22 protein-coding genes are annotated in these 25,004 nt (G+C 67.2%); 11 read left to right on the top strand and 11 right to left on the bottom strand.

All coding sequences use genetic code 11. From position 1 onward, the window contains the following. Positions 1-36 precede the first annotated feature (36 nt). The 5 genes from NN2_RS01620 to NN2_RS01600 are packed head-to-tail and all read left to right on the top strand — an operon-like array spanning position 37 to position 4,264. Positions 37-954 (top strand): alpha/beta fold hydrolase, encoded by a 918-nt coding sequence (locus NN2_RS01620; RefSeq protein ID WP_245658497.1) that lies wholly within the window; start codon positions 37-39, stop codon positions 952-954. Beyond that, positions 951-1,535 (top strand): flavin reductase family protein, encoded by a 585-nt coding sequence (locus NN2_RS01615; RefSeq protein WP_063009641.1) that lies wholly within the window; start codon positions 951-953, stop codon positions 1,533-1,535. The genes NN2_RS01620 and NN2_RS01615 overlap by 4 nt, the downstream gene beginning before the upstream one ends. 7 nt (positions 1,536-1,542) lie before the next feature. Continuing rightward, positions 1,543-2,733, top strand: coding sequence for an acyl-CoA dehydrogenase family protein (locus tag NN2_RS01610; protein ID WP_063009639.1), 1,191 nt, complete (start codon positions 1,543-1,545; stop codon positions 2,731-2,733). Between the two features lie 10 nt (positions 2,734-2,743). Then, positions 2,744-3,667 (top strand): LLM class F420-dependent oxidoreductase, encoded by a 924-nt coding sequence (locus tag NN2_RS01605; protein WP_174554938.1) that lies wholly within the window; start codon positions 2,744-2,746, stop codon positions 3,665-3,667. Positions 3,668-3,676: 9 nt separating this feature from the next. Beyond that, a complete protein-coding gene (locus NN2_RS01600; RefSeq protein ID WP_063009637.1) occupies positions 3,677-4,264 on the top strand; it encodes a PaaI family thioesterase in 588 nt (195 codons plus the stop codon). Positions 4,265-4,351: 87 nt separating this feature from the next. Here NN2_RS01600 and NN2_RS01595 read toward each other — a convergent pair whose 3' ends face one another. Then, entirely contained in the window at positions 4,352-5,524 is a 1,173-nt protein-coding gene (locus NN2_RS01595; RefSeq protein ID WP_063009635.1) for an amidohydrolase family protein, read from the bottom strand. Between the two features lie 294 nt (positions 5,525-5,818). Here NN2_RS01595 and NN2_RS01590 point away from each other — a divergent pair, with 294 nt between their 5' ends. Beyond that, positions 5,819-6,097, top strand: coding sequence for a hypothetical protein (locus tag NN2_RS01590; RefSeq protein ID WP_063009877.1), 279 nt, complete (start codon positions 5,819-5,821; stop codon positions 6,095-6,097). Between the two features lie 109 nt (positions 6,098-6,206). On the opposite strand, the gene NN2_RS01585 is transcribed toward NN2_RS01590, so the two are convergent. The 4 genes from NN2_RS01585 to NN2_RS01570 form a co-directional block, all read right to left on the bottom strand. Beyond that, positions 6,207-7,298, bottom strand: coding sequence for a Gfo/Idh/MocA family protein (locus tag NN2_RS01585; RefSeq protein ID WP_104363471.1), 1,092 nt, complete (start codon positions 7,296-7,298; stop codon positions 6,207-6,209). Between the two features lie 54 nt (positions 7,299-7,352). Continuing rightward, complete coding sequence (locus tag NN2_RS01580; protein ID WP_218021979.1) at positions 7,353-9,614, bottom strand: acyl-CoA dehydrogenase family protein; 2,262 nt, start codon at positions 9,612-9,614, stop codon at positions 7,353-7,355. A gap of 67 nt (positions 9,615-9,681) precedes the next feature. After that, positions 9,682-10,674, bottom strand: coding sequence for a MaoC family dehydratase (locus NN2_RS01575; RefSeq protein WP_063009633.1), 993 nt, complete (start codon positions 10,672-10,674; stop codon positions 9,682-9,684). Then, on the bottom strand, positions 10,674-11,537 hold the full coding sequence (locus tag NN2_RS01570) for an HpcH/HpaI aldolase/citrate lyase family protein (protein WP_063009631.1): 864 nt from the start codon (positions 11,535-11,537) through the stop codon (positions 10,674-10,676). The genes NN2_RS01575 and NN2_RS01570 overlap by 1 nt, the downstream gene beginning before the upstream one ends. A gap of 193 nt (positions 11,538-11,730) precedes the next feature. Between NN2_RS01570 and NN2_RS01565 the strand changes: the two genes are divergently transcribed. The 4 genes from NN2_RS01565 to NN2_RS01550 are packed head-to-tail and all read left to right on the top strand — an operon-like array spanning position 11,731 to position 17,277. Continuing rightward, the gene (locus NN2_RS01565; protein ID WP_063009629.1) at positions 11,731-12,888 is read left to right on the top strand and encodes an acyl-CoA dehydrogenase family protein; all 1,158 of its coding nucleotides are present in this window, start codon (positions 11,731-11,733) and stop codon (positions 12,886-12,888) included. Between the two features lie 30 nt (positions 12,889-12,918). Then, a complete protein-coding gene (locus NN2_RS01560) occupies positions 12,919-13,674 on the top strand; it encodes a GntR family transcriptional regulator (protein ID WP_063009627.1) in 756 nt (251 codons plus the stop codon). After that, entirely contained in the window at positions 13,658-16,540 is a 2,883-nt protein-coding gene (locus NN2_RS01555; RefSeq protein ID WP_245658495.1) for a branched-chain amino acid ABC transporter permease/ATP-binding protein, read from the top strand. Before NN2_RS01560 ends, NN2_RS01555 begins: the two co-directional genes overlap by 17 nt. Next, a complete protein-coding gene (locus NN2_RS01550) occupies positions 16,540-17,277 on the top strand; it encodes an ABC transporter ATP-binding protein (RefSeq protein WP_063009625.1) in 738 nt (245 codons plus the stop codon). The genes NN2_RS01555 and NN2_RS01550 overlap by 1 nt, the downstream gene beginning before the upstream one ends. 68 nt (positions 17,278-17,345) lie before the next feature. On the opposite strand, the gene NN2_RS01545 is transcribed toward NN2_RS01550, so the two are convergent. Beyond that, positions 17,346-18,602, bottom strand: a complete 1,257-nt coding sequence (locus tag NN2_RS01545; protein WP_146100902.1) for an ABC transporter substrate-binding protein — start codon at positions 18,600-18,602, stop codon at positions 17,346-17,348. Positions 18,603-18,780: 178 nt separating this feature from the next. Beyond that, positions 18,781-20,454 carry an FAD-dependent oxidoreductase gene (locus NN2_RS01540; RefSeq protein ID WP_063009621.1) on the bottom strand — a complete coding sequence of 558 codons (1,674 nt, stop codon included), beginning with the start codon at positions 20,452-20,454 and terminating at the stop codon, positions 18,781-18,783. A gap of 227 nt (positions 20,455-20,681) precedes the next feature. Here NN2_RS01540 and NN2_RS01535 point away from each other — a divergent pair, with 227 nt between their 5' ends. Next, complete coding sequence (locus NN2_RS01535; RefSeq protein WP_146098727.1) at positions 20,682-21,089, top strand: hypothetical protein; 408 nt, start codon at positions 20,682-20,684, stop codon at positions 21,087-21,089. 42 nt (positions 21,090-21,131) lie between these two features. Here NN2_RS01535 and NN2_RS01530 read toward each other — a convergent pair whose 3' ends face one another. The 4 genes from NN2_RS01530 to NN2_RS01515 are packed head-to-tail and all read right to left on the bottom strand — an operon-like array spanning position 21,132 to position 24,967. After that, on the bottom strand, positions 21,132-21,776 hold the full coding sequence (locus NN2_RS01530) for a GTP-binding protein (protein ID WP_063009617.1): 645 nt from the start codon (positions 21,774-21,776) through the stop codon (positions 21,132-21,134). Then, the gene (locus tag NN2_RS01525) at positions 21,757-22,134 is read right to left on the bottom strand and encodes a DUF742 domain-containing protein (protein ID WP_063009615.1); all 378 of its coding nucleotides are present in this window, start codon (positions 22,132-22,134) and stop codon (positions 21,757-21,759) included. The genes NN2_RS01530 and NN2_RS01525 overlap by 20 nt, the downstream gene beginning before the upstream one ends. Further along, complete coding sequence (locus tag NN2_RS01520; protein ID WP_063009613.1) at positions 22,131-22,550, bottom strand: roadblock/LC7 domain-containing protein; 420 nt, start codon at positions 22,548-22,550, stop codon at positions 22,131-22,133. The genes NN2_RS01525 and NN2_RS01520 overlap by 4 nt, the downstream gene beginning before the upstream one ends. Next, positions 22,547-24,967, bottom strand: a complete 2,421-nt coding sequence (locus tag NN2_RS01515; protein WP_245658493.1) for a sensor histidine kinase — start codon at positions 24,965-24,967, stop codon at positions 22,547-22,549. The genes NN2_RS01520 and NN2_RS01515 overlap by 4 nt, the downstream gene beginning before the upstream one ends. Positions 24,968-25,004 lie beyond the last annotated feature (37 nt).

Raw genomic sequence — 25,004 nt, 5'->3', positions numbered from 1 at the left:
CGGCGGTCGTCGGTGGTACGGAAAGGAGCAGTCTCGGTGCGTCACCTCGAGCACAGTCTGCCGGGCGCGGGAGTGCGCCTGGCCGCCGATCGCTGGACCGGCGATCACGCCGGCGGGCGCGGCGTGGTGGTGCTGCTGCACGGCGGTGGCCAGACACGGCACTCCTGGCGGCGCACCGGAATCCGGTTGGCCGAGGCCGGTTGGGTCTCGTATGCGATCGATCTGCGCGGGCACGGCGACAGCGACTGGCATCCCGGCGGTGACTACAGTGTGGCCGCCCTGGTCGACGATCTGCGCGAGCTGCTCGCCCCTATCCGGCGGGCGAATCCCGGACTGCCCGTCGCCCTTGTCGGGGCTTCGATGGGCGGGAAGATCTCCCTGATCGCGGTCGGCGAGGACGCATCGCTCGCGCAGGCACTCGTTCTGGTCGACATCGCGGTCCGCGTCGAGGTCAGCGGCGGTCGCCGGGTTCGCGAGTTCATGCAGAGCGCGCCGGATGGCTTCGCGTCGCTCGAGGAGGCCTCCGCACGAATCGCGGCCTACAACCCCCATCGGCCGCGGCCGTCGACTGTCGACGGGCTGCGCAAGAATCTGCGGCTGCGCGAGGGCCGCTGGTACTGGCACTGGGACCCGGCGATGATGCGATCGGCCGACGGTGACGACGACCGGCCGGTGAGCCCGCAGGTCTACGAGCGGGCCAAGGCGGCCGCCCAACGCATCACCTGCCCGGTGCTGCTGGTGCGGGGCCAACTGTCCGACGTCGTATCGGACGAGGGGGTCGCCGAATTACGGGAACTGATCCCGCATTCGGAGGTGATCGACGTCCGCGAGGTCGGCCACATGGTGGCAGGCGACGACAACGATGTGTTCACCGCGAACCTCCTCGGCTATCTGGATTCATCACTGCCCGCGCGCGTAGCCCGCCGGACATCCCGAAAGGAAACAACGACATGACTATCGACGTCGATGCGGCCAACAAGGTCCTCGGTGGCCTGCGTCCGTTCCCGGTCGCGGTCACGACGATCGACGGCGGATTCGCCAACGGCCTGATGAGCCTGTCCGCGGGCTCGATGAGCATCGTGCCGGAACTGCCACGGGCCACGGTCAGCCTCACCAAGTACAACAAGACCCACGACATGGTGCTCAGCTCCGGCATCTTCGTGATGCATCTGCTGAGCGCGGTGCCGGAGCAACTCGACGCGTCGCTCGACATTCTGATGACGCTGGGCGGCAGCTCGGGCCGCGACGGCGACAAGATCTCGAAATTGCGCACCAAGACCGGGGTCACCGGTGCGCCGATCCTGCTCGACGCGCACAGCTACGTCGAGACTCGGGTGATGGCCACCCTGGATGTCGAGGAGAGCACCATCTTCGTCGGCGACGTGGTCGCAGCGGAAATCCTCAACCCCGGCGAGCGGCTGCGCATCGGCGAGGCGTGGGGCAAGCTGCCGGCCGAGTGGATCGAGCGGTACGAGACCAACCACGTGCCGCAGCTCGAGAGCGCGCGGGCCTATCGCGCCGCCGCGCGGGGCTGAGTATCCGATGTCCGCATTGATCTCCGACCGGATCGACGATCCCCAGGTGACCGGCGCCTGGGAGCTGCCCGAGGAGTTCCGGCTGTTGCGCGAGACCGTGCGCCGCTTCATGGATTCCGAGGTGCGCCCCCTCGAGCAACAGCTTCCACACGATGCCGCCGGGCTGCCGCGCGAGCAGTTGATCGCATTGCAGGACAAGGCCCGCCGACTGGGGTTGTGGGCTTTGCAGACGCCGGAGCAATTCGGCGGCGCCGGACTGAGCGTCCTCGGACAGGTCGTGGTGGCCGAGGAAGCCGCCAAATGCCGTATGGGCGCGTTCTTTCCGGCGCTGGGCGCCTTCGGCGGCAACCCGCCGAACGTGATGTTCAAGGCGACTCCGGAACAGTTCGCGAAATATGCCCAGCCCATCATCGATGGCACCGCCACCAAGGCATATACGGCGATCAGCGAGGCTTCCGGCGGTTCGGACCCGGCGCGCGCGATCACCCTCAAGGCCGTGCGCGAGGGCGACCACTATGTGCTCAATGGCACGAAGATGTGGACCAGCCACGCCGAGAACGCCGACTGGGGCGTGGTCTACGCCCGCACCGGCGCAGGGCGGCACGGCATTTCGTGCTTCATCGTCGAGAAGGACACGCCGGGACTGTCGTTCCGCCGCATCGGTGTCATGGCCTCCTTCGCGCCCTACGAACTGCATTTCGACGATGCGGTGATCCCGGCCGAGAATCTGATCGGGGCCGAAGGCAAGGGCTTCGCGCTGGCCAGTGACTTCCTGATCCATGGCCGCATCCTCTATCCTGCCGGGCCGATCGGCATCGCCCAGAGCGCACTGGAGATGGCCTGCAGCTGGGCCAAGGACCGAGATGTGTTCGGCGGCAAGCTCGCCGACAAGCAGGGCATCCAATGGATGCTGGTCGACAGCGAAGTCGAGCTGCGCGCGGCACGGCTGCTGATGTATCAGGCCGCCTGGAACGCCGATCTCGGCAAGGACGTCAAGGTGGACGCATCGATCGCGAAACTGTACGGCACCGAGGCCGCGTTCCGCGTGGTCGACCGGTGTATCCAGATTCACGGTGCGCTCGGCCTGGCCGACGAACTGCCGCTCGAGCGGTGGTTCCGGGATCTACGCGTCAAACGTCTGGGGGAGGGGGCGACCGAGGTGCAGCGGGTCGTCGTCGCCCGGAAACTGCTCGACTGAAAGCGATACCGTGAGCCTGAAATTCAATCTGATGTTCCCGATGCGGGCGGTCAAGCACTACCCGCGCTGGATCGGCGAATCCGACTTCGGCGCCGTGGCGAAGTTCGTGGAGGATGCCGGATTCGACGGTCTGTCGGTCAGCGAGCACCCGTATCCGGACAAGAAATGGCTGGCCAACGGCGGCCATCACGCCTTCGACCCGTTCGTGGCGCTCAGCATCGCCGCCCAGGCCACGACCCGGCTGCGCCTGATCACCTATGTGATGGTCGCGGGATATCGCAGTCCGTATCTGGGCGCGAAATCGGCGGCGTCACTGGATCTGCTGTCGGGCGGGCGGCTGACACTCGGCCTGGCCGCCGGCTATCTGAAGTCCGAATTCGAGGCGCTCGGAGCCGATTTCGCGCATCGCGGCGCACTGCTCGACGAGGCCATCGCGGCGATGCGGGCAACGTGGTCGGGAGTCGACCACGAGGGCCCGCAATTCGGTGCGGCAGGCCATATTTCGCTGCCGCCCCCACAGCAGCAGGGCGGTCCGCCGATCTGGATCGGCGGTAACAGCGCCGCGGCCCGACGCCGCGCGGTCGAACTCGGCGACGGCTGGTTGCCGATGGGGCAGTCCGCGGAGATGGCCGCGATCACCCGGACGCCGCCGTTGGAGGATATCGGCACGCTACGCACGATGATCGGCGAGCAGAACGCCCGGCGCGCGGAACTGGGGAAGTCCGTGCTCGATGTCTCCTTCGTGCCGTTCGAGGCCAACCTTTTGCACAGCGGGGACAGCACCGCATTCTGCGACGCGGTGCAGCCGCTGCTGCCCGAGTACGCCGATGCCGGGGTCACCTGGATCACCATCGAGCCGGCCAGCCGCGGTATCGACGACTTCCGGGCCGACATCTCGATGATCGCCGACCGGCTGATCAAGCCGAATCGGTAAGCGCCGCAGATGGTTTCGCAACTTCCTGAAACCCACGAGCGCACGACGTCGGACTACGCCGAACTGGCCGAGACCGTCCGCAGGTTGCAGGCCGCTGTCTGTGCGGCGGACCCGCCCCCGGACGTGATACGTCGTGTGGTTCGCGAATTGGCACGCACGTCAGCGGAATTGGAAGGCCACCGGGTGCCGGAGCAGCAGCGTCCGGCACATCGGCGTCCGACCCCGGCGGTGACGCATCCGTCGCTGGTTCCGTATGTCATCACCGAGGTCGACGCGACCCGGCTGGTGGCTGCCACCCGATTCACCGATGCGCACCTGGGCGGTAACGGTGCGGTTCACGGCGGTCAGATCCCGCTGCTGTTCGACGATCTGCTCGGCATATTCGTCGAGATGAAGGCCCAACCGGGTTCGCGCACCGCTTATCTGAAAGTCGACTACCGCCGCATCACTCCGGTCGACCGACCCCTGCGCGTGGAGGCATCCATCGATCGGGTCGAAGGCCGCAAGACATTCGTCAATGGCCGGCTGCTCGACGGTGCGTGCGTGTGCGCCGTGGCCGAGGCCCTGTTCGTGCGGTTACTGCCCGGACAACCGTAGGTCTCGGCAGCTGGCTGCCGCCCGGTTCACCGATGCGCACCCGGGCGGCAACGTACCGCTGTGCTGCGGCGTGAATGCCGATCGTTATCAGGCGCGGGGGAAGTTGAGCATGCGGCGCGCGTTGGTTTCGGTGATCATTTCGACTTCGTGGTCGGGGACGTCGGCCAGGACTTCGGCGGCGCGTTTGCGGCTGTTGGGCCAGTTGGAGTCGGAGTGGGGGTAGTCGATTTCGAGCATGATGCGGTCGATTCCGGCCTTGTGGCGGTTTTCGACGCCGAATTGATCGTCGATGAAGCAGCCCCAGAAGTGCTTGAAGTAGAGGTCCGAGGGGCGGGTGTCGAAGTCGATGGGCTGGTAGTGACGGTGGCGTTCCCAGACGAAGTCGGCACGTTCGAGGATGTAGGGAATCCAGCCGATGCCGCCTTCGGCGAGGGAGAATTGGAGTTTCGGGTGGCGTTGCAGGACGCCGGAGAACAAGAGGTCGGTCAGTGACCACATGAGGTTCGTGGAGAAGATGGTGATGGCCACGGCGAACGGTGCGTCGGGCAGGACGACCTGACCTGGGATTGCTTTGGTTCCGGAGAAGGAGAATCCGGGAACGTAGGAGCCGGAGCCGAAATGCAGGGACAGGACCTGTCCGGTCTCTTCGCAGGCGTCCCAGACAGGTTCCCAGTAGGTTTTGTCGTGGAACGAGGGCAATCCGAGGGGCACGGGGGAGTCGGGGAAAGTGATCGTGCGTGAGCCCTTGGCAGCGGTGCGACGGATCTCCTGGGCGGCCAGCGTGGGGTCCCAGGTGGGGATGAGGGACATGGGGATGAGCCGGGTGGGTGCGGTCGCGCACCATTCGTCGACGTGGTAGTCGTTCCAGGCTTTGACGGCGAGGAGGGCCAGCTCTTTGTCCTTGGCGCGGTGGAAGACTCCGCCGCCGAAGCCGGGGAAGGAAGGGAAGCAGAGCGCGGCTTCGACTCCGTCGACGTCCATGTCCTTGATCCTGGCCGCGGGGTCGTAGCAGCCGGGGATCATGTCTTCGTAGCGGACGGGGTCGAGTCCCCACTGTTCCGGGGGTTTGCCGGCGACGGCGTTGAGTCCGACGGTGGGGAAGATGTCGCCGTCGTAGTGCCAGACGTGCTTGTTGTCGACTTCGACGATTTTGGGGCCGCGGTCTTTCAACTTCTCCGGGAGGCGGTCCTGCCACACACGGGGGTGTTCGATGAGGTGGTCGTCGACCGAGACGATCTGATGGTGGTCCTGCAAGGGCATGGGGGGCTTCTCCTGTGACGAGGTTCGTAGGCTGCTCGTCTGATACCAAAATCAGCTAACTTATTGACCTTTATTGGTCAGTTCTAGTCAATCAGATCATAGGCTCGAATGTGCGACTATCGCCGGAGTTTTCCCGTTGATATCGCGCTATGAGATTGGGGTGCTGGGTGAAGTTCCAGTTCAAGCCCATGCGAGCTGGCGCCGGATATACTAATAGAGTATTTATTCAGCTGATTGTGGGCGTCGTGCGTAGAGTGCGCATCGGGAACGCGGTTCGAGACGATGGAGGTCGCGATGACGGAGCAGGGTAACCCCCCGGAGCGTGCGGACAAGGACGATCATGACCTGCTCACCTACAGTGAGGTGGCCGTACGGTTGCACGAAGAGGTGGAGTCCCTCGCGCAGCGGGCGCGCGAACTCGCCGCGGCCGGTGAATCGGAAGAGCTGACGAGGGTGGAACAGCGGCTCGCCGTACTGGAAGCCGCTCGCGACCGCAACAGCCGCCAGCCCATCAACGATGACAACTTCGAAAAGTTCTTCGGATACAAGGGTTTCGCGAGAAGGAACGTCTGAGTGCGGCGGTCTGCCGCACCGGGTCGCTACCGGGGTCGGCGGCCACCCGGCGTGACCGCCGAGAAGATACGGTGTCAGCCCCGGTGATGTCGGATGTAGCTGTGCCCGTTCATAATTCGACCCATCCCGCGCCCGCCGAACTCCGGCGGGCGGCGGTGATGATGCGCTGGACCCGCAATCCGTCCGCGAGGCCGGGGACGTCGGGGGTCGGTTTTCCGTCGAATGCCGGAAGCCAATCCTCGAGCAGCAGCGCCAGTTGCCGTGCGGCGCCGTTCCGTGCTCCGCCCTCGAAGGACAACGCGCCCGAGCGCGGGATGCGGGACGAGCCGGGTGTGGTGCTCAGTGCGGGCTCGTCGGCGGTACCGGCGAGCAGGGTGCGTTCGAACAGCGTGCCGTCGATGGCCACCGCCCCGGCGCTGCCGGTGATGTCGAGGTGGTAGGAGGCGCCCGCGTGCAGACCCATCGCGGTCAGCGTGTGAGTGGCGACGACCCCCGACTCGAAGCGGATGAGCACCGATGCGGTGTCGTCGGCGTCGATCTCGAGCACGGTGCCGTCGGGGCGCTGGCGGCTCGGCACCGTGGTGCGCACATCGGCGCACACCGCGGCCGGCTCTCCGAACAGCCAGCACAGGTAGTCCAGGTCGTGGGCGCCCAGACCCAGCAGATAGCCGCCGCCGTCGGCACTGCGGTACATCCATTCCGATTGCAACGGATGGGCCGGATGCCAGTAGTCGACCCGGGCGCTGACCCGCGCCGAATACGGGGTTCCGAGATAGCCGCCGGAGATCAATTCGCGCGCCGCGTACTTCTCCGGTGACCAGCGGTCCTCGAAACACACCGCGTGCGCGACACCCTTGTCCTCGGCGCGGGAGAGCATGTCGTGCGCATCGTCGTCGGTGAGTGCCAGCGGCTTCTCGCACAGCACATGCTTTCCCGCCTCGATCGCGGCCAGCACCTGATCGTGATGAGCCACCGTCGGCGTCGCGATGGAGATGACATCGAGGTCGTCGCGCCGGACGAAGGCGGGCCAATCGGTGCTCAGATCCGTGATCCCGGTACGACCACCGGCCTTGTCCACACTGGCCTCGGTGCGCGCGCACAGGGCCACCACCTCGAATTCGGGGACCGCCCGGAATGCGGGCACCTGCACGTGCACACCCCATCCGACGCCGACGATCCCCACTCGCAATCGATCGGACACCACTTCTTCTCCTATATACGGACTTCGTTGTTCCGATATGTGTTGTGCTCGCGCCTATTTCGGCATGCCCAGCACGCGCTCGGCGAGAATGTTGCGCATGATCTCGGTGGTGCCGCCGGCGATCGTGGCCGAGCGCGACATCAGGTAGTCGTGCTGTGCGGCGGCACCGGTCGCCGTGGTGATCGCGGCCGGGCCGAGCACCCGCAGATGGGTGTCGCCGATCGCCTGCATCGTGGTACTCCAGACCAGCTTGATCACCGAATGTTCGGCGCCCGGCGCACCACCGGCGGCGATCCGGCCCAGTGCGCGCTTGCCCAGCAGTCCGACCGCGCGGGCCTCGCTCAGTCGGTCGGTGAGCTCGGCGCGGGCGTGTGCGGGAAGCTCGTGGCCGGCGAGGGCGGTGACCAGATCCAGGACGGTCTGTTCCAGACGTCCGGCCATCATGATCACTCCGGCGCGTTCGAAGCCGAGCGTGGTCATGGTGACCTTCCACCCCTCGTGTAGGGGGCCCAGCAACGCACTGCGCGGCACCCGGACGTCATCGAAGAACACCTCGGCGAATCCGCCCTCGCCGGTGATCTGAGTGATCGGGCGGCGGGTGATTCCGGGGGTGTCCATCGGGACCAGCAGGGCCGAGATCCCCTTGTGCGGGGGCGCCTGCGGGTCGGTGCGCACCAGCAGCAGGCAGTGTGTGCCCTCCATCCCCTCCGAGGTCCAGATCTTCTGGCCGTTGATGACGAATTCGTCGCCGTCCAGCGTCGCGCGGGTGCGCAGGCTGGCGAGATCACTGCCGGAGCCGGGCTCGGAGAAGCCCTGACACCACACCTCGGTCCCGGCCTGGATGGCGGCCAGATGCTCGCGCTGCTCCGCGGTGCCGTAGTGCATCAGGGTCGGCGCCACGTTGTTCACACCCAGGACTCCAGCCAGCATGGGCGCCCGCGAGCCCGCCAGCACCTGGTCGCAGGCGACTTGATCGACGATCGAGAGCCCGCGGCCGCCGAATTCCGTCGGCCAGTGCGGTGCGATCCAGCCGGCCTGGTGCAGGCGCTGCTGCCAGGACAGCCGGGCCGGGAACGAATCGTCGGCACCCCATTGCTCGTGATGCAGCGGCAGCAGTGATTCGACGGCGGCGGCGAGTTCGGCGGCGGGGCTGCCGGGGGCGATCTCGGCGGCCACGGTCGACGCGGCCGCGTCCCGGGTGGGGTCGAGGCGCTCGCGGGCGGCGCTCACGCCGCCGAACAGCGGGGCCGAGGCGCCGGCCCGGCGATAGTAGAGGTGTGCCTCGTGCTCCCAGGTGAAGCCGACTCCGGCCAGCACCTGAATATAGTCCGCGGTGACATGCTGTGCGGCCGTGACGGATTCGAGCAGCGCCAAGGCGACCGCCTGATCCAGGGCAGCGGCTCCGGCGCCGGAATCCAGCAGCCCGGCAACTTCGCGGGCGGTGGCTCGCGCCAATTCGACATGGGCCAGCATGTCGGCGCACTTGTGCTTGACGGCCTGGAATGCCCCGATCGGCTTGCCGAATTGTTCGCGGGTGGCGGCGTAATCGACCGCCGCCCACAGACAGTGGCTCGCGACGCCGGTCAGGTCACCGGCCAGGGCCAGTCCCGCGGTGACCAGGCTGCGCCGGATCGCCCCCACCGCGTCGTCGCCGGTGGCCAGAACGGTGCCCGCTGCCTGCCGCAGATTCACAGCGCCGAGCGGGCGTAGCAGATCCAGGCTTTGGGTTCGCTCGGTGCGCACCGCGTCGGTATCGGAGGTCGGCACCGCGATCAGCAGCGGGCCGGATTCGCTCTCGGCGAGCACGAGGACGACGTCGGCCTCCGGCGTCAGGATCAACTCCGCGGTGCCGGAGACCAGCGCCCGGTCGGGGTGGTTACCGGCCACGGCCTCGAATCGCCCTGCGACCGCGGGCATTCCGGTGTGTTCGGTCCACGCCACGGCCGGGACGACGCGTCCGGAGGCGATATGCGCCGACAGGTCGCCGCCCGCGACATTCGGCGCGCTCAGTGCGCCGAGCGCGCCCGCGACGGCGATGACCGGCGTCGGTGCCACGACCGAACCCAGCGCCTCGGCGGCCACGGCGAAATCGGCCCAGCTGCCGCCGGATCCACCCTGGGATTCGGCGACCGGCAGTCCCGCGACGCCCACCTCCGCGAGCTGCGACCACAGCGACACCTCGCTGACCCGGTCGGGGTCCTGGATCAGCTTGTGCGCGGCGCCGGGGCCCCAGTGGCGGTCGAGCAGCCGCGCGATCGCTTCCACCAGCGACTGCTGCTCTTCGGTGTCGGCAACGACTACGGACGAGTTGATCACAGGCTGTCCCCTCCGGCACACGCGGAAAACAGAATCATATAAATAATTATGCCATGTCAGATTTGATTCATGCCAGCAGTGCGGTGAAGCGCCAGTCCAGCACCTGCCGGTCCGTGGTGGCGGTGTTGTGGGCGAACACGCGCGAGCGCAGCTGCAATACGCCACCGTCGTCGCCCAGCGCCGTGGCGCTGTCCACGGTGAGCTCGCTGGACAGGGTGTCACCCTCGTGCACAGGACCGGTGTGATCACACGAATGCCAGCCCAGCACCGTGACGAGGTTGGGCAACGCACGAGTGGCCTGTGCCAGTGCGATGCCGATGGCGTGCCCGCCGTAGACGAGCCGACCCTGTTCACCGACCCGGTAATCATGGTGTGTCGCAGCGATATTCAGGCTCAGGCGAGCGAATTCGGGCGCGTTCGAGACGACATCACCGCTCGAGTGCCGGATCTGCCCGGCCAGCGCCGGATCGAAGTGGGTGCCCGGCACAGCCGCACGGAAGGCGCGCAGATCCCACGGCGGGGGTGTGGTCCGTGCCGGCTCCGTGTCGATGCCGATGCGCGACAGGTCGTCGTCGGGCACGACCCTGGCGGGATCCGGATTCTCGCTCAGCGGCAGCATCGCACAGCGGTGAAAATCGAGCACCGTGCGTTCCAGATGGTCGGTGCAGGTGATCCGCAGCGCGGCCATGCCGGTGGGACGGCGGCCGGGTTTGGCGGAGTTCTGCCGGAGTCCGACGACCTCGGTCCGGGTGCGCAGCGTATCGCCGAGGGCGGGGAAGCGATGGAAATTCAGCCCGCGGTAGAACAGGTTGGCTTTCACTCGCCGGGTCACGATCGTGGATTGGCCGATGGCGACATCCCAGACCAGGGCAGGGTGGGCGAGCGCCGCGCCGGTGACCGCGGTGGACAGGTGCCGGTCCAGTGCCAGCCGCAGGCGATCGCCCGCGATGGCCTGGTGTGCGGCCGACAGGCCATCGGTCAGCGTGATCGAGGGCGCGTCGTCGAAGATCTGGCCGACCCGCAGGTCGTCGAAGTAGGGCCCGTCGCCGGGTGTCGTCATCACTGTTGTCCTCCGATTCGTGTCAGCACCCGCCGGGCGGCGATCGCGACGGCCTCGTCCAGCATGCGGTCGCCGAGCCGGGCTACCCCGGCGCCGGCTCGGGTGGCCTCGTCGAGCGCGGCGAGGACGGCGCGGGCGTGTTCGACCGCATCCTGGTTGGGAGTGAATTGTGCTGTGGCCGTAACAATCTGGGCGGGATGCAGAACCCATTTGCCGTCGAATCCGGCTTCGTGCGCCCACCGGACGCGGCTGCGGAAATCGTCGTCGTCGGTGACGGCGAGATGTGGTCCGTCGATCGCCGCGACGTCGTTGGCCCGCGCCGCCAGCAGGATGCGATCCTGGATGGCCGCCCATCGCCCGGGCGGCAGGTCCGCGCTGCGGCCCAGTGCGGCGCCGAGGTCGGCGTATCCGATCACGACGGCGGCCAGGGGAGCGGTGGTCCGGCAGATGTCGTCGGCCGCCAGCACGCCACGCGGTGTTTCGATCAGCGCCTGCAGGCTCGCCGGATGGCCGTCGAGCAGCGCGTGTGCGCGCTCGAGCGTCGCGGAGTCCTCGACCTTGGGAATCACGATGCTGTCCACGGTGCTCGTCGCGGCGAGCGCGCGCAGATCGTCGGCGGCCCACGCGGTCGTGAACCCGTTCACCCGCACCGCGACCGAGCGCGCCGGGTCGCGTTCGATTCCGCGTAGCAGATTCGCGACGAGCTCGCGCGCCGATTCCTTGGCGTCGACGGCGACCGCATCCTCCAGGTCGATGACCACCTCGTCGGCACCGGCGTGCAGCGCCTTGACGATCCTGTGTTCGGCTGCGCCCGGGACGACCAGTACGGCGCGCCGTCGGACCGGATTCTGCTTTGACGGCATAGACGTGCTCCTACGATGGGTGGTGAATGTATGGACATTTGACCCGGGGCTGACTTGCGCTGCCGGGCAGTAGATCGGCACGTTAGCAATGCAACTGGCGCCTGTCGAACTTTCGGCACGGCGTATGCTCAGCGGGCGAACCAACATTTCGAAAAATGGCCGTACAAATTGTCCACGGCCTGGAGGAGACGACGTGAACCACGGATGGCTGAACAGTGAGGAGGTCTTGCTCGTCGAGACCGTCCGGGCCTTCATCGACCGGGAGGTCAAGCCGAAGGTACAGGAGTTCGAGCACGCCAACCGCTATCCGGAGGAGTGGATCGAGCAGATGAAGCGGATCGGCATCTACGGCTTGGCGGTGCCCGAGGAATATGGCGGCACTCCGGTGTCGATGCCCTGCTACGTCCAGGTCACCGAGGAATTGGCGCGTGGCTGGATGAGCCTGGCCGGGGCGATGGGCGGACATACCGTGGTCGCGAAACTACTGACCCTCTTCGGCACCGACGCACAACGGCAGGCCTACCTGCCACGGATGGCCACCGGTGAGCTGCGCGCGACGATGGCGCTGACCGAACCGGGCGGCGGCTCGGACCTGCAGGCGATGACCACCCAGGCCAGACGCGACGGCGACGAGCTGGTCATCACCGGAGCCAAGACCTGGATCAGCAACGCGCGCCGGTCCGGGCTGATCGCGCTGCTGTGCAAGACCGATCCGGCGGCGGTACCACGGCATTCGGGTATCTCGATCGTCCTGGTGGAGCACGGTCCCGGCCTGACCGTTTCGCGCGATCTGCCCAAGCTCGGCTACAAGGGCGTGGAGAGCTGCGAGCTGTCGTTCGACAACTATCGTGCGCCGGTGTCGGCGATCCTCGGCGGTGCGCCCGGTCAGGGATTCGCGCAGATGATGAAGGGGCTCGAGACGGGCCGCATCCAGGTCGCCTCGCGGGCGCTGGGCGTGGCCGCGGCGGCGCTCGAGGATGCGCTGGCCTACTCCCAGGATCGGGAGAGCTTCGGTAAGCCGATCTGGAAGCACCAGTCGATCGGCAACTATCTGGCGGATATGGCGACCAAACTGACCGCGGCGCGGCAACTGACTCGCTATGCGGCCGAACAGTTCGACCGCGGGGAGCGCTGCGATATGGAAGCGGGAATGGCCAAGTTGTTCGCCTCCGAGGTCGCCATGGACATCGCGTTGAACGCGGTGCGCATTCACGGCGGATACGGGTACTCGACCGAATACGACGCCGAGCGCTACTTCCGCGACGCCCCGCTGATGATTGTCGGCGAGGGCACCAACGAGATCCAGCGCAATGTCATCGCCGGTCAGCTCGTCGCGCGCGGCGGTATCTGAGCCGTCGGCGGTCCGTAGGATCTGTTTCCCATGAGGCGGGACAGGGTGGAGTCGGAACCGGCGTACCGGGCGGTGGCGCGCAGTCTGCGGGCGGAACTCGCGGCCGGCCGCTACGCCGGTGGAGTGGCACTGCCGACCGAAATGGAACTGGCACAGCGACATCGGGTCAGCCGCCACACCGTGCGCCGCGCGTTCCAGGATCTGGTCGCGGCGGGGGAGGTGTACCGGGTGGCCGGGCGCGGTACCTTCGCCACCGGCGCCGAACAGCGGTATCTGCGGCAGTTCGGTTCGATCGAAGACCTCATGCAGTTGTCGTCGGACACCACCATGCAGGTGCGGTCGGGGCTGCGTCGCCGGGTCGACATCGAGGCGGCCAGCCGGCTCCGGCTCGACACCGATGTGGTGTACACGGTGGTCTTCGTCCGCCTGCACGACGGAGTGCCGTTCGTGTGCACGACCGTGCATCTACCCGAGCCGATCGCCCGCTCGGTGGCCGCGGCGCCCGAGCTGGCCGACGGCGCATCCAGTCCCTACACCGTGATCGGACTGCTGGAACCGCACCTGAACAGCCCGATCGTCGAGGCCGCGCAATCGATCACGGTGGCCGCGGCCACCCCGGCGACCGCCGCCGAACTCGGCTGCGCACCCGGACATCCGATGTTGCGCGTGGACCGGCTGTACTCCGATGCCGGCGGCGCGGCGGTGGAATTGTCGGTGAGCCAATTTCTGCCCGAGCACTACACCTACCGCGTGACACTACGGCGATCGGGTGTCACCCCGGCTTGATCGCCCCGCACAATATAGCTCAAAACGATCAATCATCTACCTATTCGATGATACCGTGACCTGCGGCCGGACCATCAAGCATCATCCGCGCCGGCTCGACAGTGCCCCGGAGGATCGTTCTGGAATGACTCAACATGTGGTGTTTCTGTTGCTCGGTCTGGGCAACGGCGCGGTATTCGGGGCCCTGGCCCTGGCCGTTGTCCTGACCTATCGCAGCTCGGGTGTGGTGAACTTCGCCTCCGGCGCGATAGCGCTCTACACGGCCTATGTCTACGCCTACCTGCGCGAGGGCAAATTCTTGCTGCTGGTGCCCGGTCTGCCGACATCGATCACATTCGGTGACGGGCTGGCGATGTGGCCGGCACTGCTGCTGTCCATCGTGCTCGCCGCGGTGCTGGGTGCGGTGCTGTACGTAGTGATCTTCCGGCCGCTGCGGTCCGCGCCCGCTGTCGCCCGCGCGGTGGCCGCGCTCGGAGTCTCGCTGGTGCCCGCCGGTCTGGTGGCCGTCGAACTCGGCACCGATCCGATCAATGTGGACCCGATATTCCCGGCGACCATCTGGCGCAACGGCGATCTGCGGATCTCGGCGGATCGGCTGTATTTCGCGGTCGCGATCCTGGTCCTCGCGATCGTGTTGTCGCTGATCTTCAAGTACACGAAGTTCGGCCTGGCCACCCGCGCCTGCGCCGAGACCGAGCGCGGCGCCTACGTCAGCGGTATCTCACCCGATCGCGTCGCGGTCTACAACTGGATGCTCAGCTCGGCCGTGGCCGGGCTCTCCGGCATCCTGATCGCCCCGATCGTGCCGTTGGTGCCCGTTGCCTACACGCTGTTCATCGTGCCGGCGCTGGCCGCGGCCGTGGTCGCCCGCTTCGAATACGTCGTGGTGGCGGTGATCGCCGGACTGGCGGTCGGCGCCCTGCAATCGGAGGCGCAGTATCTCGCCTCCAAACATTCCGCGCTGCCCTCGAGTGGGCTTCCCGAGTTGGTGCCGCTGGTATTGATTCTGGTCGTACTCCTCATCAGATCGCGGCCGCTCCCGGCGCGGGGGGCGATCATTCTGCGAAGTCTTGGCAAAGCGCCGAGACCCCGGCGCATCCTGCCGACGACCATGCTGATGGTGGTGGTCGCCGCGGTGGCGCTGGTGGTTCTGCACGACCGCTACCGCACCGGCCTGATCATCAGTCTGATCATGGCGATCATCGCGTTGTCGACCGTGGTCGTCACCGGCTATGCGGGCCAGGTGTCGCTGGCGCAGTTGACGATCGCCGGTGTCGCCGGATTCATCCTCGGCCCGATCAGCACCTCGTGGCATATTCCGTTCCCGCTCGCCCCGCTGTGCGCCGCGCTCGTGGCCACCGCGCTCGGCGTGCTGGTCGGCCTGCCGGCGCTGCGCATCCGCGGACTCACCGTGGCGGTGGCGACACTGGCCATGGCCTATGCGGTGGAAGCACTCTGGTTCCGGAATGTGGATCTGGTCGGTTCGTCGGGCGTCGCGATCGGCTCGCCCTCGTTGTTCGGCTGGGATCTGGGAATCGGTTCCGGGCACGGGTATCCGCGGTTGAGTTTCGCGTTCCTGTGCCTGGTCGTGCTCGTAGTGGTCGCGCTCGGCGTGGCATATCTGCGCAGGAGTTCGCTGGGGTCGCAGATGCTGGCCGTGCGGGCCAACGAACGCGCCGCCGCGGCCGCGGGGGTCAGCGTGGTGCGCGTCAAGATCATCGCCTTCGCCATAGCGGCGTTCATCGCCGGAATCGGCGGTGCGATGCTGGCCTATCAGGAGCAGACCGTCACCTTCGACGCGTTCTCGGCATTGAACAGCCTCGTGCTGTTCGGCACCGTGTACTTGGCGGGGACGACATCGGTCGCCGGTGGCCTGCTCGCGGGCGTGCTGGCGGCCAACGGCCTGGTGTTCATCGTCGTCGACGAAGTCTTCTCCGCACACGGCTGGTATCCGGTGGTGGCCAGCATCCTGCTGATCTTCACCGTGATCCTCAATCCGGACGGAATCGTCGGGCCCTTCCACACGCTCGTGGCCCGCCGATGGGGCCACGCAGGGGGCGAGAAGGCCGGGGCCGCAGTCGGTTCCGTGCCACCGCGGGCGGCCGGGCCGGTCATGGCGAACGATTCCGGCGCGCCCACGGCTCTGGAATTGCGTGACGTGTCGGTGCATTACGGCGGCGTGGTCGCGATCGACGACATCTGCCTGTCGATTCCCCGCGGTGCGATCGTGGGGCTCATCGGACCCAACGGCGCCGGCAAGACCACGCTGATCGACGCGATCAGCGGCTTTGCCGATCACAAGGGCGCGGTGCTGCTGGGCACCGAGAATATCGACGCGCTGCCCCCGCACCAGCGCATCCGCGCCGGTTTGGGCCGGACCTTCCAGGCCGTCGAACTATACGACGACCTGGATGTGCAGGAGAACGTGCGCGTCGGATTGACCGCGGGCCGGCACCGTGGCGGCGGTGACGATCAGAAGCTGAGCCGCGTACTGGATCTGCTCGGTCTTTCAGAGGTGCGCGCCCGCCTGGCGGGTGAGCTGTCCCAAGGGCAGCGCCAGCTGGTGTCGATCGCGCGAGCTCTGGTCGGATCGCCGGATGTGCTGTTGCTCGACGAACCGGCCGGCGGGCTGGACACCAATGAGAGCCAGTGGCTGGGCGATCGTCTTCGCGACGTCCGCGACAGCGGGGTCACCATCGTCATGGTCGATCACGACATGGGATTGGTACTCGGGCTCTGCGACCGCATCCATGTGCTCGACTTCGGCAAGGTCATCGCCTCGGGCGGGGCCGAGGACATCCGCACCGACCGCGTCGTCGCACAAGCTTACCTGGGCAGCGCGCACACCAGTGGATTGGCGATCTGATGACTGAAACTACTTCTGCCGCACCGGCATTCGAATGCAGCGGACTGGTCGCCGGGCATGGTTCGGTCGCCGTGGTCCGCGATATCGGACTGCGCCTGGACGCCGGGACGGTGCTGGCCGTCCTCGGCCCGAACGGCGCCGGCAAGACCACGATGATGGAGACGATGGCCGGTCTGCTGCCGCGCCTGGGCGGGGAGGTCCGCGTCGGCGGCACCGCGCTGCCCAGTGGGAAGCCCGCCGCCGCCAACCGGGCCGGACTGGCCCTGGTACCCGACTGCCGGGACCTGTTCACCACCTTGACGGTGGCACAGAATCTGCAGCTTGCGCACCGGCGCGGTGGACCCGGCGTCGACGCGTGCCTGGAGATATTCCCGGCCTTGGCGAAACGGCTGAACGTGGCCGCGGGCGCGCTGTCCGGAGGCGAGCAGCAGATGCTCGCGGTGGCCCGGGCGCTAGCGCAGAACCCCGCGGTACTGCTGATCGACGAGATGAGCATGGGATTGGCGCCGGTGATCGTCGAGAATCTGCTCCCCGTGGTGCGCCGCGTGGCCGAGGAAACCTCGGCGGTGGTGATTCTGGTGGAGCAACATGTGCGGCTGGCGCTCGAGGTTGCCGACGAGGCGATCGTGCTGGTGCACGGTGATGTCCGGCTGCGAGGACCGGCCACGGAGTTGATCGACGATCCCGACCGGATCGAGGCCGCCTACCTCGGCGAGATGGGGACCGCGCCGGCGTAAGCGCAACCGGAAATAGTTCGGCCGCCTCCGGATTCGGAGGCGGCCGAAGTCGTGTTCGCCGAAGGTGGTCAGCGGCCGGGCATCGAATACAGCTTGGCGTCCGCGGCGACGCGGCGGTAGTTCGACAGGGTTCCGGCCTTGTCGGCGGTAGCCATGATGCCGTCGGTGCTGCAGATATTCGGCGACAATGCGATCTGCTTACCGTTGCACTGGAACATGACGCCGCCCGAGAGCGGGTATTCCGTCGCCGGCGCCGATTGCAGAGTGCTGGTCACGGTCGCAGGGGTTGGTTCCGAAATCTTGGCGGCATTCAGCGCATCGACCATGCCCAACATCGGCGAGTAGCCGAAGGCCGCGGTGGAGCCGAATTTCGCGCCGTCGCCGTATTTGCCCAGGACGCTCGCGAAGAGTTTGCCGTCGGGCCGGTCCTTGCTGAGGTCGGTGGTGGTGACCACGTTGATGTCCTGGTACCCGCCGGGGATGGCGCTCGCGCCTCCCGGCGTGATGCAGCGGTCGATGATGGTGGTCTTCACGCTCGGGTCGACGGTCTTGATCGCCTTGAGGGCGCTGGTGCAGAAGGTGTCGTTGCCGACGACGGTGTAGAGGTCGGGATGTTCGCCATCGGCGGCGGCGATCTGCGGGGTCATATCGGCGGTGCCCGGAGGCACCGCTGTCACGTTCAGGCCCACGCCGGCGTTGCCGTAGAGCAGCGCGCCGATCTGGCGGGCGGGCCCCTCCGCGGCCGGCACGCCGATGACGACGAGGTCGGCCTTCTTCACGCCGTCGGCCTTGGCCTGTGCGGCGGGCGTCCCGAAGTAGGACAGCCCGTTCAAAAGCATGAACACCCCTGGCGTCTGCAACGCCGCCTGAGTGCTCGCGGTGTGGGTGACCAACGGGATTTTGGCCGCGGCCAGAGGCGCTATCGTCGCATCGATCTGACCTTCGACACCTTCGACCACAGCCGCCACGTCGGCCGCCACCATCTGATTCGCGCAATCGGTCGCGGTCGCGGGCTGGCCGAGGCTCTCGCACACCTTGAGCGTGATCGGATGGCCGCCGAGACCGCCGAGATAGTCGTTGGCGTAGGCCACCGCCGCGCGGGCCCCCTTGATCTCGTCGGTGTTGTCGATCGCCGGCGATTTTCCCTCGCTGATGAAGCCGATGGTGACCGGCGAGCCGGCGGCTTTGTTCGGTGAACCTGCGATCGGCTCGGCCGAGGGGGTCGAATCCGACGTCGACGACGAGCTACACGCGGTAGCCACCGCGAGGGCCGCGGCGATCATCAGTGGCGCTGCGATGCGCCCGGGGGTCCGTGGACAGTGCACTTCAATCTCCAATCGTGATCCTGGCGACCCCGTGCAGCCGGGGCGGATGGACAGATGCGGCACGGACGTGCCTCTGCCAGGGATTTGATGCTATCCGATAGATGATTGAACTGATCGTGGTTTCCGGGTCAGGATGCGAAAAATAGTTGAATAATTTTATTCGAAGTGCGTCGAGTGGTCAGTGCCTGCGTGATGCGGCCAGCATCTCGGCCACCGAGACGAATTTGACCCGGGGGCGGCCTTGCTGCTTGCCGAGTTCGCGTTCCGCGGCGTCGATGGCGCGCCAACCGGTGCCGTCGACCAGTTCTGGGCGGCGCTCTGCCAGCAGGGCATGCAGGGCCCGGCGGTCGTGGCGGGGTGCGGGCAGCATGCCGGCGGCGAAGTCGTCCAGCAGACCGGCCACCGTCTCCTGGGCACACGCCTTGTTCGTGCCGATCACTCCGCGCGGCCCGCGTTTGATCCAGCCGGTCACGTAGACGCCGGTCACGGGGTCGCCCTCGGCGGTGACCACCCGGCCCCGTTCGTTCGGCACGATATGCCGAGACTCGTCGAAGGGCAGGTCCGGTACGGGCTGCCCGCGATACCCGACCGAGCGCAGCACCAGCGAGGTCGCGATCGTCTCGGTACAATCGGTCGGCCGGGGGGTCAGCTCGCCGCCGGATTCGGCCAACTCGTTGCGCACGATCGTAAGCCCGTCGACCCGATCGGTCCCGAGGATCTCCACCGGTGAGGTCAGGTACCGGAACACGATCCGTTTGTGACCGGGGTGCTGTGCCTGCTGCGAGTACTCCCGGGCCAGCTCGACCTTGAGCAGGGTCGACGGCTCGGTGCCGGGATCGTCGAGGACGGCCTGGCTGGCCGAATCGAGTTTGAGCTCGGATTCGTCGATGATCACATCGACGCCTGGCAACCGTTGCAGGGCAAGAAATTCCGGCGAGGTGTAGGCTGCCTGGACCGGGCCGCGACGGCCCAGCAGAACCACCTCGCGGATCGTACTGTCACGCAGGGCTGCCAGGGCGTGGTCGGCGATATCGGTGCGGGCGAGCTCCTCGGGGTCGAGTGTGAGCACGCGCGCGATATCGAGTGCCACATTGCCGTTCCCGACGATGACAGCGCGCTCACCCGACAGGTCGAAGACGCGATCGGCGTAGTCGGGATGGCCGTTGTACCAGGCCACGAACTCGCCCGCGGAATGGCTGCCGGGCAGCGATTCGCCGGGGATGCCGAGACTGCGGTCGGCCGATGCTCCCACCGCGTAGATCACCGCATGGTGGTGATCCATCAATTCGGCATGCGAAATGTGTTCGCCGACTTCGACATTGAGCAGATAGCGGAAGCTGGCGTGGCGGGCCGCGGCCTCGAACGTCGTGGTGATCGCCTTGGTTCCCGCGTGGTCGGGGGCGACACCGGCTCGCACCAGTCCGTGTGGCGAGGGTAACCGGTCGATCACCTCCACCTCGGCGTCGGCGCGGCGCATCAGCTCCTCGGCGGCATAGGCCGCGGCCGGTCCCGCACCGACGATCGCCACGCGCAGGGTGCCGAGTTCCTTGGCGACCCGGCCGGGGGGCGCCGGCTGGATCATCTTCGCGTCCAGCGGGTGCCGCTCGAAGTAGCCGGCGTTGATGTCGGTGTAACGTTGCAGGCCCTCGGGCAGCTCGTCCTCGGAAAAGATCGCGTCGACTGGGCACGCATCGGCGCATGCGCCACAGTCGATACAGGTCTGCGGGTCGATGTAGAGCATTTCCGCGGTGGCGAAATCCGGGTCCTCGGGCCGCGGCCGGATGCAGTCGACCGGGCACTCCGACAAGCAGCTCGCATCATTGCAGCATCTCTGCGTCACTACGAAGGCCATGGTGCGAGGTCCTCACATTCCCTGTGTCGCAACAACTTCGGTACGTCAGCAGGCTATCTGCGGATCGTCCGGATATGGTTCGCGACTAGTCTATACGGTTTATTGAGTCAACCTATTGTACTATATCGTACAGGGCTGTCGGCTCGCGGGCGGTGCGCGCAGGAGCCGCCGCGACATGTGCCGCGCGTCGACGAGCCGAAACCGACAGGCGGTGTACTCACGTGGACGTGGCGACAATCTGGACCACCCGGTGGTCCCCCTCGGTGTGGACCGGTGCCATGCGGCTGATGATCGAACTGGGCCGTCAGGTCTGTGCGCTGGACATGCCCTCGGAGATCGGCGGGACGATCGAGTCGGCGGCGCGGTCGAAAGGGTGGACCGTCCCGGTGTTCGAGTACCGGCCCGGTCAATGGTTGGTGTTTGCCACACCCGACCGGCCGGTCGCGGAAGCGGAACGCCGCGGTTTGCGACAGGCGGGGGTGACCGCGCTGGACACCGGGACGTTGGAGTTGCCGATGCCGGGAGCCAACAGCCCGTATTGGCACCGGCACCTGCATTCGGTCCGGCCGGTGCCCTCGCGCTCGCAGCTGGTGAGCCTGGTTCTCAGCGCAACGACCGGCAGTCGGGGCGAATAATCGCCGGGGAATCCACGCGCTGAGCCACGGGACCGCCGGCCCTCACAGGGTGCCGGTGGTCCGGTCGAATGCCAGAGGGGCGTGCGGGGCCGGGGCCCCGGTGGCCCGCGCGGTCCCGCCGATGAGGTACTCCATCAACGTGATGAGCATGGCCTTGGCGGACTCGCGACGGCGTGCGTCGCACAGCATGACAGGCACATGGTCGGCGAGGTCGAGGGCATCGCGGACATCCTCGGTCGTGTAGCGAGGTGCGCCGTCGAAGCAGTTGACACCGACGACGAACGGCAAACCGCGACGCTCGAAGAAGTCGACGGCGGCGAAACTGCTGTCGAGCCGTCGGGTATCGGCCAGCACGACCGCCCCGAGGGCGCCGAGGGCCAGTTCGTCCCACATGAACCAGAACCGGTCCTGCCCGGGCGTGCCGAATACGTAGAGCACCAACTCGGGGGAGATGGTGATGCGACCGAAGTCCATGGCGACGGTCGTGGTCGTTTTCGACTCGACCCCGGACAGATCGTCGATATCGCGCGAGAGTTCGGTGACGACTTCCTCGGTGCGCAATGGGACGATCTCGCTGACGGCACCGACCATGGTGGTCTTGCCGACACCGAAACCGCCGGCGACGAGGATCTTCACCGAGGCGGCCAGGGCGGGCCGTTCGTCGGGGTCAAAGGTTGCGGATGCCATCCAATACCGTTCGCAGAAGGTCGAGGTTGTGGACTCCGGTGTCGGTCACGGGGGACACCGACCGGCAGATGAGGTGGCCGTCGGCGAGCAGATCGCTGAGCAGGATCTTCGTCACCATCAGCGGAAGACACAGGGCGGCAGAGACTTCGGCAACCGACTGTGGTGCCTGGCACAGACGCATGATGTCGCGATATTCGGGTTCGCGTCGACGCAGGTCGGCCGTGGTGTCGACCGCCAGGACGAGGGTGATCATGTCCAGGTCCGCTCGTGGACTGCGGGTGCGTCCGCGCGTTAGTGCATAAGAACGTACGAGGGGTCCGGCCTCGTCCTCGTACCACGAGGCGCGCGGACCGGTCACGAGCTCGGGTCGCCCATGCGGCCGAAGCCCCGGCGGGGTGCGGCGGAAAGAAAGGTGCCCACCCGGTGCACGGTCTGGTTGATCTCGTAGGCGACCATGCCCATGTTGGCAGTCTCGTCGGTGAGCAACGCCAGACAGGCATTGGGCCCCGCCGCCGTGGCGAACATGACGGCATGGTCGAGCTCGATGACGGTTTGTCGGACAGTGCCACCGGTGAAGCGGTGCCCGGCGCTGCGCGCCAGGCCGTGCAGTGTCGCGGCCATCGCGGCGAAGTGCTCGGCGTCCTCGACCGGCATGACGGTGGAGCGGCCGAGCAGTAGACCGTCGGTGGACAGCACCACGGCGTGGCGGACGCCGGGAATGTGCGCGACGAGGTCGTCGAGGAGCCAGTCGAGGTTGCGGGTGGGCGTCGTCATTGGGAGCCTTCGGGTTCGTAGGGGGCGGTGTCGGGGCGCCGCCGGCGGCCTTGGCGCGTGCCGTTCTCGATGGCCGACATCAGATTTCGTGCTTGATCGGCGGACCGCGGGCGCGGCGGCGGGTCGGCGGCGCGCGAGGTGGACGGGGCCGGTGCCTGGGCCAATTCCGGCGCCAGGCTCTGCTGGCGGCGTCGGCGCGGCAGCGGCGGCTTGTCGGCGCCGTGCGGACGGGCGGGGGACGGATCGTGGAACGACGGCGACACCGGGCTCGGTCCGGGACCGGGATCCGGCGCCGGGTAGGCCGCGGCGGTGTATTGATCCGGGGACGCCGGGCGGCGCGCTGGTACCTGAGGGGACGGTGCGAGATCGGCCCGGGCGGTCGCGGCCGGTCCCGCAGGAACGGCGGCCCAGGTATCACCATGCCCGGCTGCGATGGGCGGCGCGACCGGGCCGGTCGGCCGATGATCGTTGTGCGCCGCCTCGGTGGCGATCAGCTGGGACGGGATGACCACGATGGCTCGAATGCCGCCGTAGTGCGATTCGGCCAGGCGCACCGAGATGTTGTGCCTGGCCGCCAGCAGTGCGACCACGAACAGTCCGAGCCGAGAATCATCCGACAGGCTCGTCACACTGAAATCCGGTGGGTTGGAGAGGGTTTCGTTAGTCCGCTGGAGGTCGTCGGCCGCCATGCCCAGACCTTGGTCGGAGACCTCGACCAGGATGCCCTTACCCACGACATTGCCGGTGACCTCGACTGTGGATCCGGGCGGGGAGAAGGACGTCGCATTGTCCATCAGCTCAGCCAGCAGGTGGACGAGGTCGGCGACGGCGGTGCCGGCCACCGATCCGTCGGGGACACGGCCGACCTGCACGCGGGCGTAGTCCTCGGTTTCGGCGACCGCGCTGCGTACCAGGTCGAGTAACGGGACCGGGTTGCGCCACTGGCGGCCGGGCTGACCCCCGCCCAGAATGATGAGATTCTCCGCGTTACGCCGCTCCCGGGTGGCCAGGTGGTCGAGTTTGAACAGCAGCTCCAACTGGACGGGATCTTCGAGCTCGCGTTCGGCTTGGTCGAGCACTTCCAGCTGGCGGTGGATCACCAGCTGGCTGCGATAGGCGATATTGAGGAACAGCGCGTTGACCGCCGTCCGGGTTCTGGCCTCCGAGACTGCCGCGGTGACCGCCGCCATCTGCGCGCGGTTGAACGCCTCGGCGACCTGACCCACCTCGTCGGTGCCGAAATCGAGCCGCAAGATGTCGGTGTCGAGGTCGACCGTGCGGCCCGTATGGAGCTGTTCGGTGATCCGGGGGAGTTGGTCGTCGGCGAGCGCGAGCGTTTCCTGGCGTAGCCGGCGCAGGCGCCGGATGGTGCGGGTCGCCAGCCCGGCCGCGATCAGGAAGGCGACCACGGAGATCACCAGTACCGCCCCGCCGCCCAGCAGCGAATTGCGGGCGGTGACTTTGCCGTGATCGGTCGCCGACCGCAGGGCGTAGTGGTTCTGGTTCTGCCACAGGTCGATCAGCGTATTGCCGACCTGCGCGGCCGCATCTTGCCAGTCGGCCACGCTCAGGGGAAGCGGAGCGGGCTCGCTCGTGTCATGGGCCTTGGCGCTGGTTGCCGACGGCGATTGCTGGGAGACGCCGCGTTGTATGAGGGCGTCCTCCATCGTCGCGAGCCGTCGCCACGGATCGCTCTTGGTCAGAGTCCGTAAGGTTGCTTGCGCCCCGGGGTTGAGCTGCGGTTCGAGATTGGCGATCTCGCTTCGGTAGAAGCCGATCTGGCGGCTGTATTCGAGGAGCTGTTCGGCCGACAGGCCATTGCCGATGACTGCGGCCGCGGCGAGCGCATTGCCTTTCGACATCGCCTCGGCGGCGTGAAAGAGCCTGGCCGCGTTGGATTCCTCGGCCGCTGTCTCCGAAGTCGGTGCCGCTCTGGTCAGCAGTTCCATTCCACCCGCCGCCACCTGGGTGAGACGGTTGAAATAGGAGTACGCCTCGTCGGCGGACAATGTTCCGGCATCGGCGCGCTGGCGAACAGTCGGTAGCTGGGAGGTGAGCGATCGGGCCGCGTCCAGGGCGCCGTCGAAGCTGCCGTCCATGCTGCTGATGCGCTGACCGGCGGCGATGATCGTCTGGATCGCGCCGTCCACGCGCGCTCGCTGGGCCGTGAGCTCGCCGGCGTGCTGCGTGTCGCCGCCGATCTCGAGCAGTGTCAGTCGTCGTTCGTCCTGCGCTTGGACGGCGAACTCCATACCGGGCGCGGTATTCCGGTCGATCTCTGCTGCCCAGTTTTCGGCGTGGCGACCCTGTATCAGAAGCGAGGCGGCCACCCACATCCCGACGAGTAACAGCGCCAAGCTCGGCACCAATGCGATCGACAGAATTTGGCCTCGGACACCGAGTTTGGCCTTGAACACCGGCACAGACTAACTCAACCCTCCGCGTTTATCAGCA

It is taken from the genome of Nocardia nova NBRC 15556 (genome assembly GCF_001613005.1).
Taxonomy (GTDB): domain Bacteria; phylum Actinomycetota; class Actinomycetes; order Mycobacteriales; family Mycobacteriaceae; genus Nocardia; species Nocardia nova.
This window is presented reverse-complemented; position numbering and strand designations above follow the sequence as displayed.

Coding starts and splice junctions, on each gene's coding strand:
- NN2_RS01615 (WP_063009641.1), top strand. CDS start 951: ATGACTATCGACGTCGATGCGGCCAACAAGGTCCTCGGTGGCCTGCGT.
- NN2_RS01610 (WP_063009639.1), top strand. CDS start 1,543: ATGTCCGCATTGATCTCCGACCGGATCGACGATCCCCAGGTGACCGGC.
- NN2_RS01600 (WP_063009637.1), top strand. CDS start 3,677: ATGGTTTCGCAACTTCCTGAAACCCACGAGCGCACGACGTCGGACTAC.
- NN2_RS01595 (WP_063009635.1), bottom strand. CDS start 5,524: ATGCCCTTGCAGGACCACCATCAGATCGTCTCGGTCGACGACCACCTC.
- NN2_RS01590 (WP_063009877.1), top strand. CDS start 5,819: ATGACGGAGCAGGGTAACCCCCCGGAGCGTGCGGACAAGGACGATCAT.
- NN2_RS01575 (WP_063009633.1), bottom strand. CDS start 10,674: ATGACGACACCCGGCGACGGGCCCTACTTCGACGACCTGCGGGTCGGC.
- NN2_RS01570 (WP_063009631.1), bottom strand. CDS start 11,537: ATGCCGTCAAAGCAGAATCCGGTCCGACGGCGCGCCGTACTGGTCGTC.
- NN2_RS01560 (WP_063009627.1), top strand. CDS start 12,919: ATGAGGCGGGACAGGGTGGAGTCGGAACCGGCGTACCGGGCGGTGGCG.
- NN2_RS01550 (WP_063009625.1), top strand. CDS start 16,540: ATGACTGAAACTACTTCTGCCGCACCGGCATTCGAATGCAGCGGACTG.
- NN2_RS01540 (WP_063009621.1), bottom strand. CDS start 20,454: ATGGCCTTCGTAGTGACGCAGAGATGCTGCAATGATGCGAGCTGCTTG.
- NN2_RS01530 (WP_063009617.1), bottom strand. CDS start 21,776: ATGGCATCCGCAACCTTTGACCCCGACGAACGGCCCGCCCTGGCCGCC.
- NN2_RS01520 (WP_063009613.1), bottom strand. CDS start 22,550: ATGACGACGCCCACCCGCAACCTCGACTGGCTCCTCGACGACCTCGTC.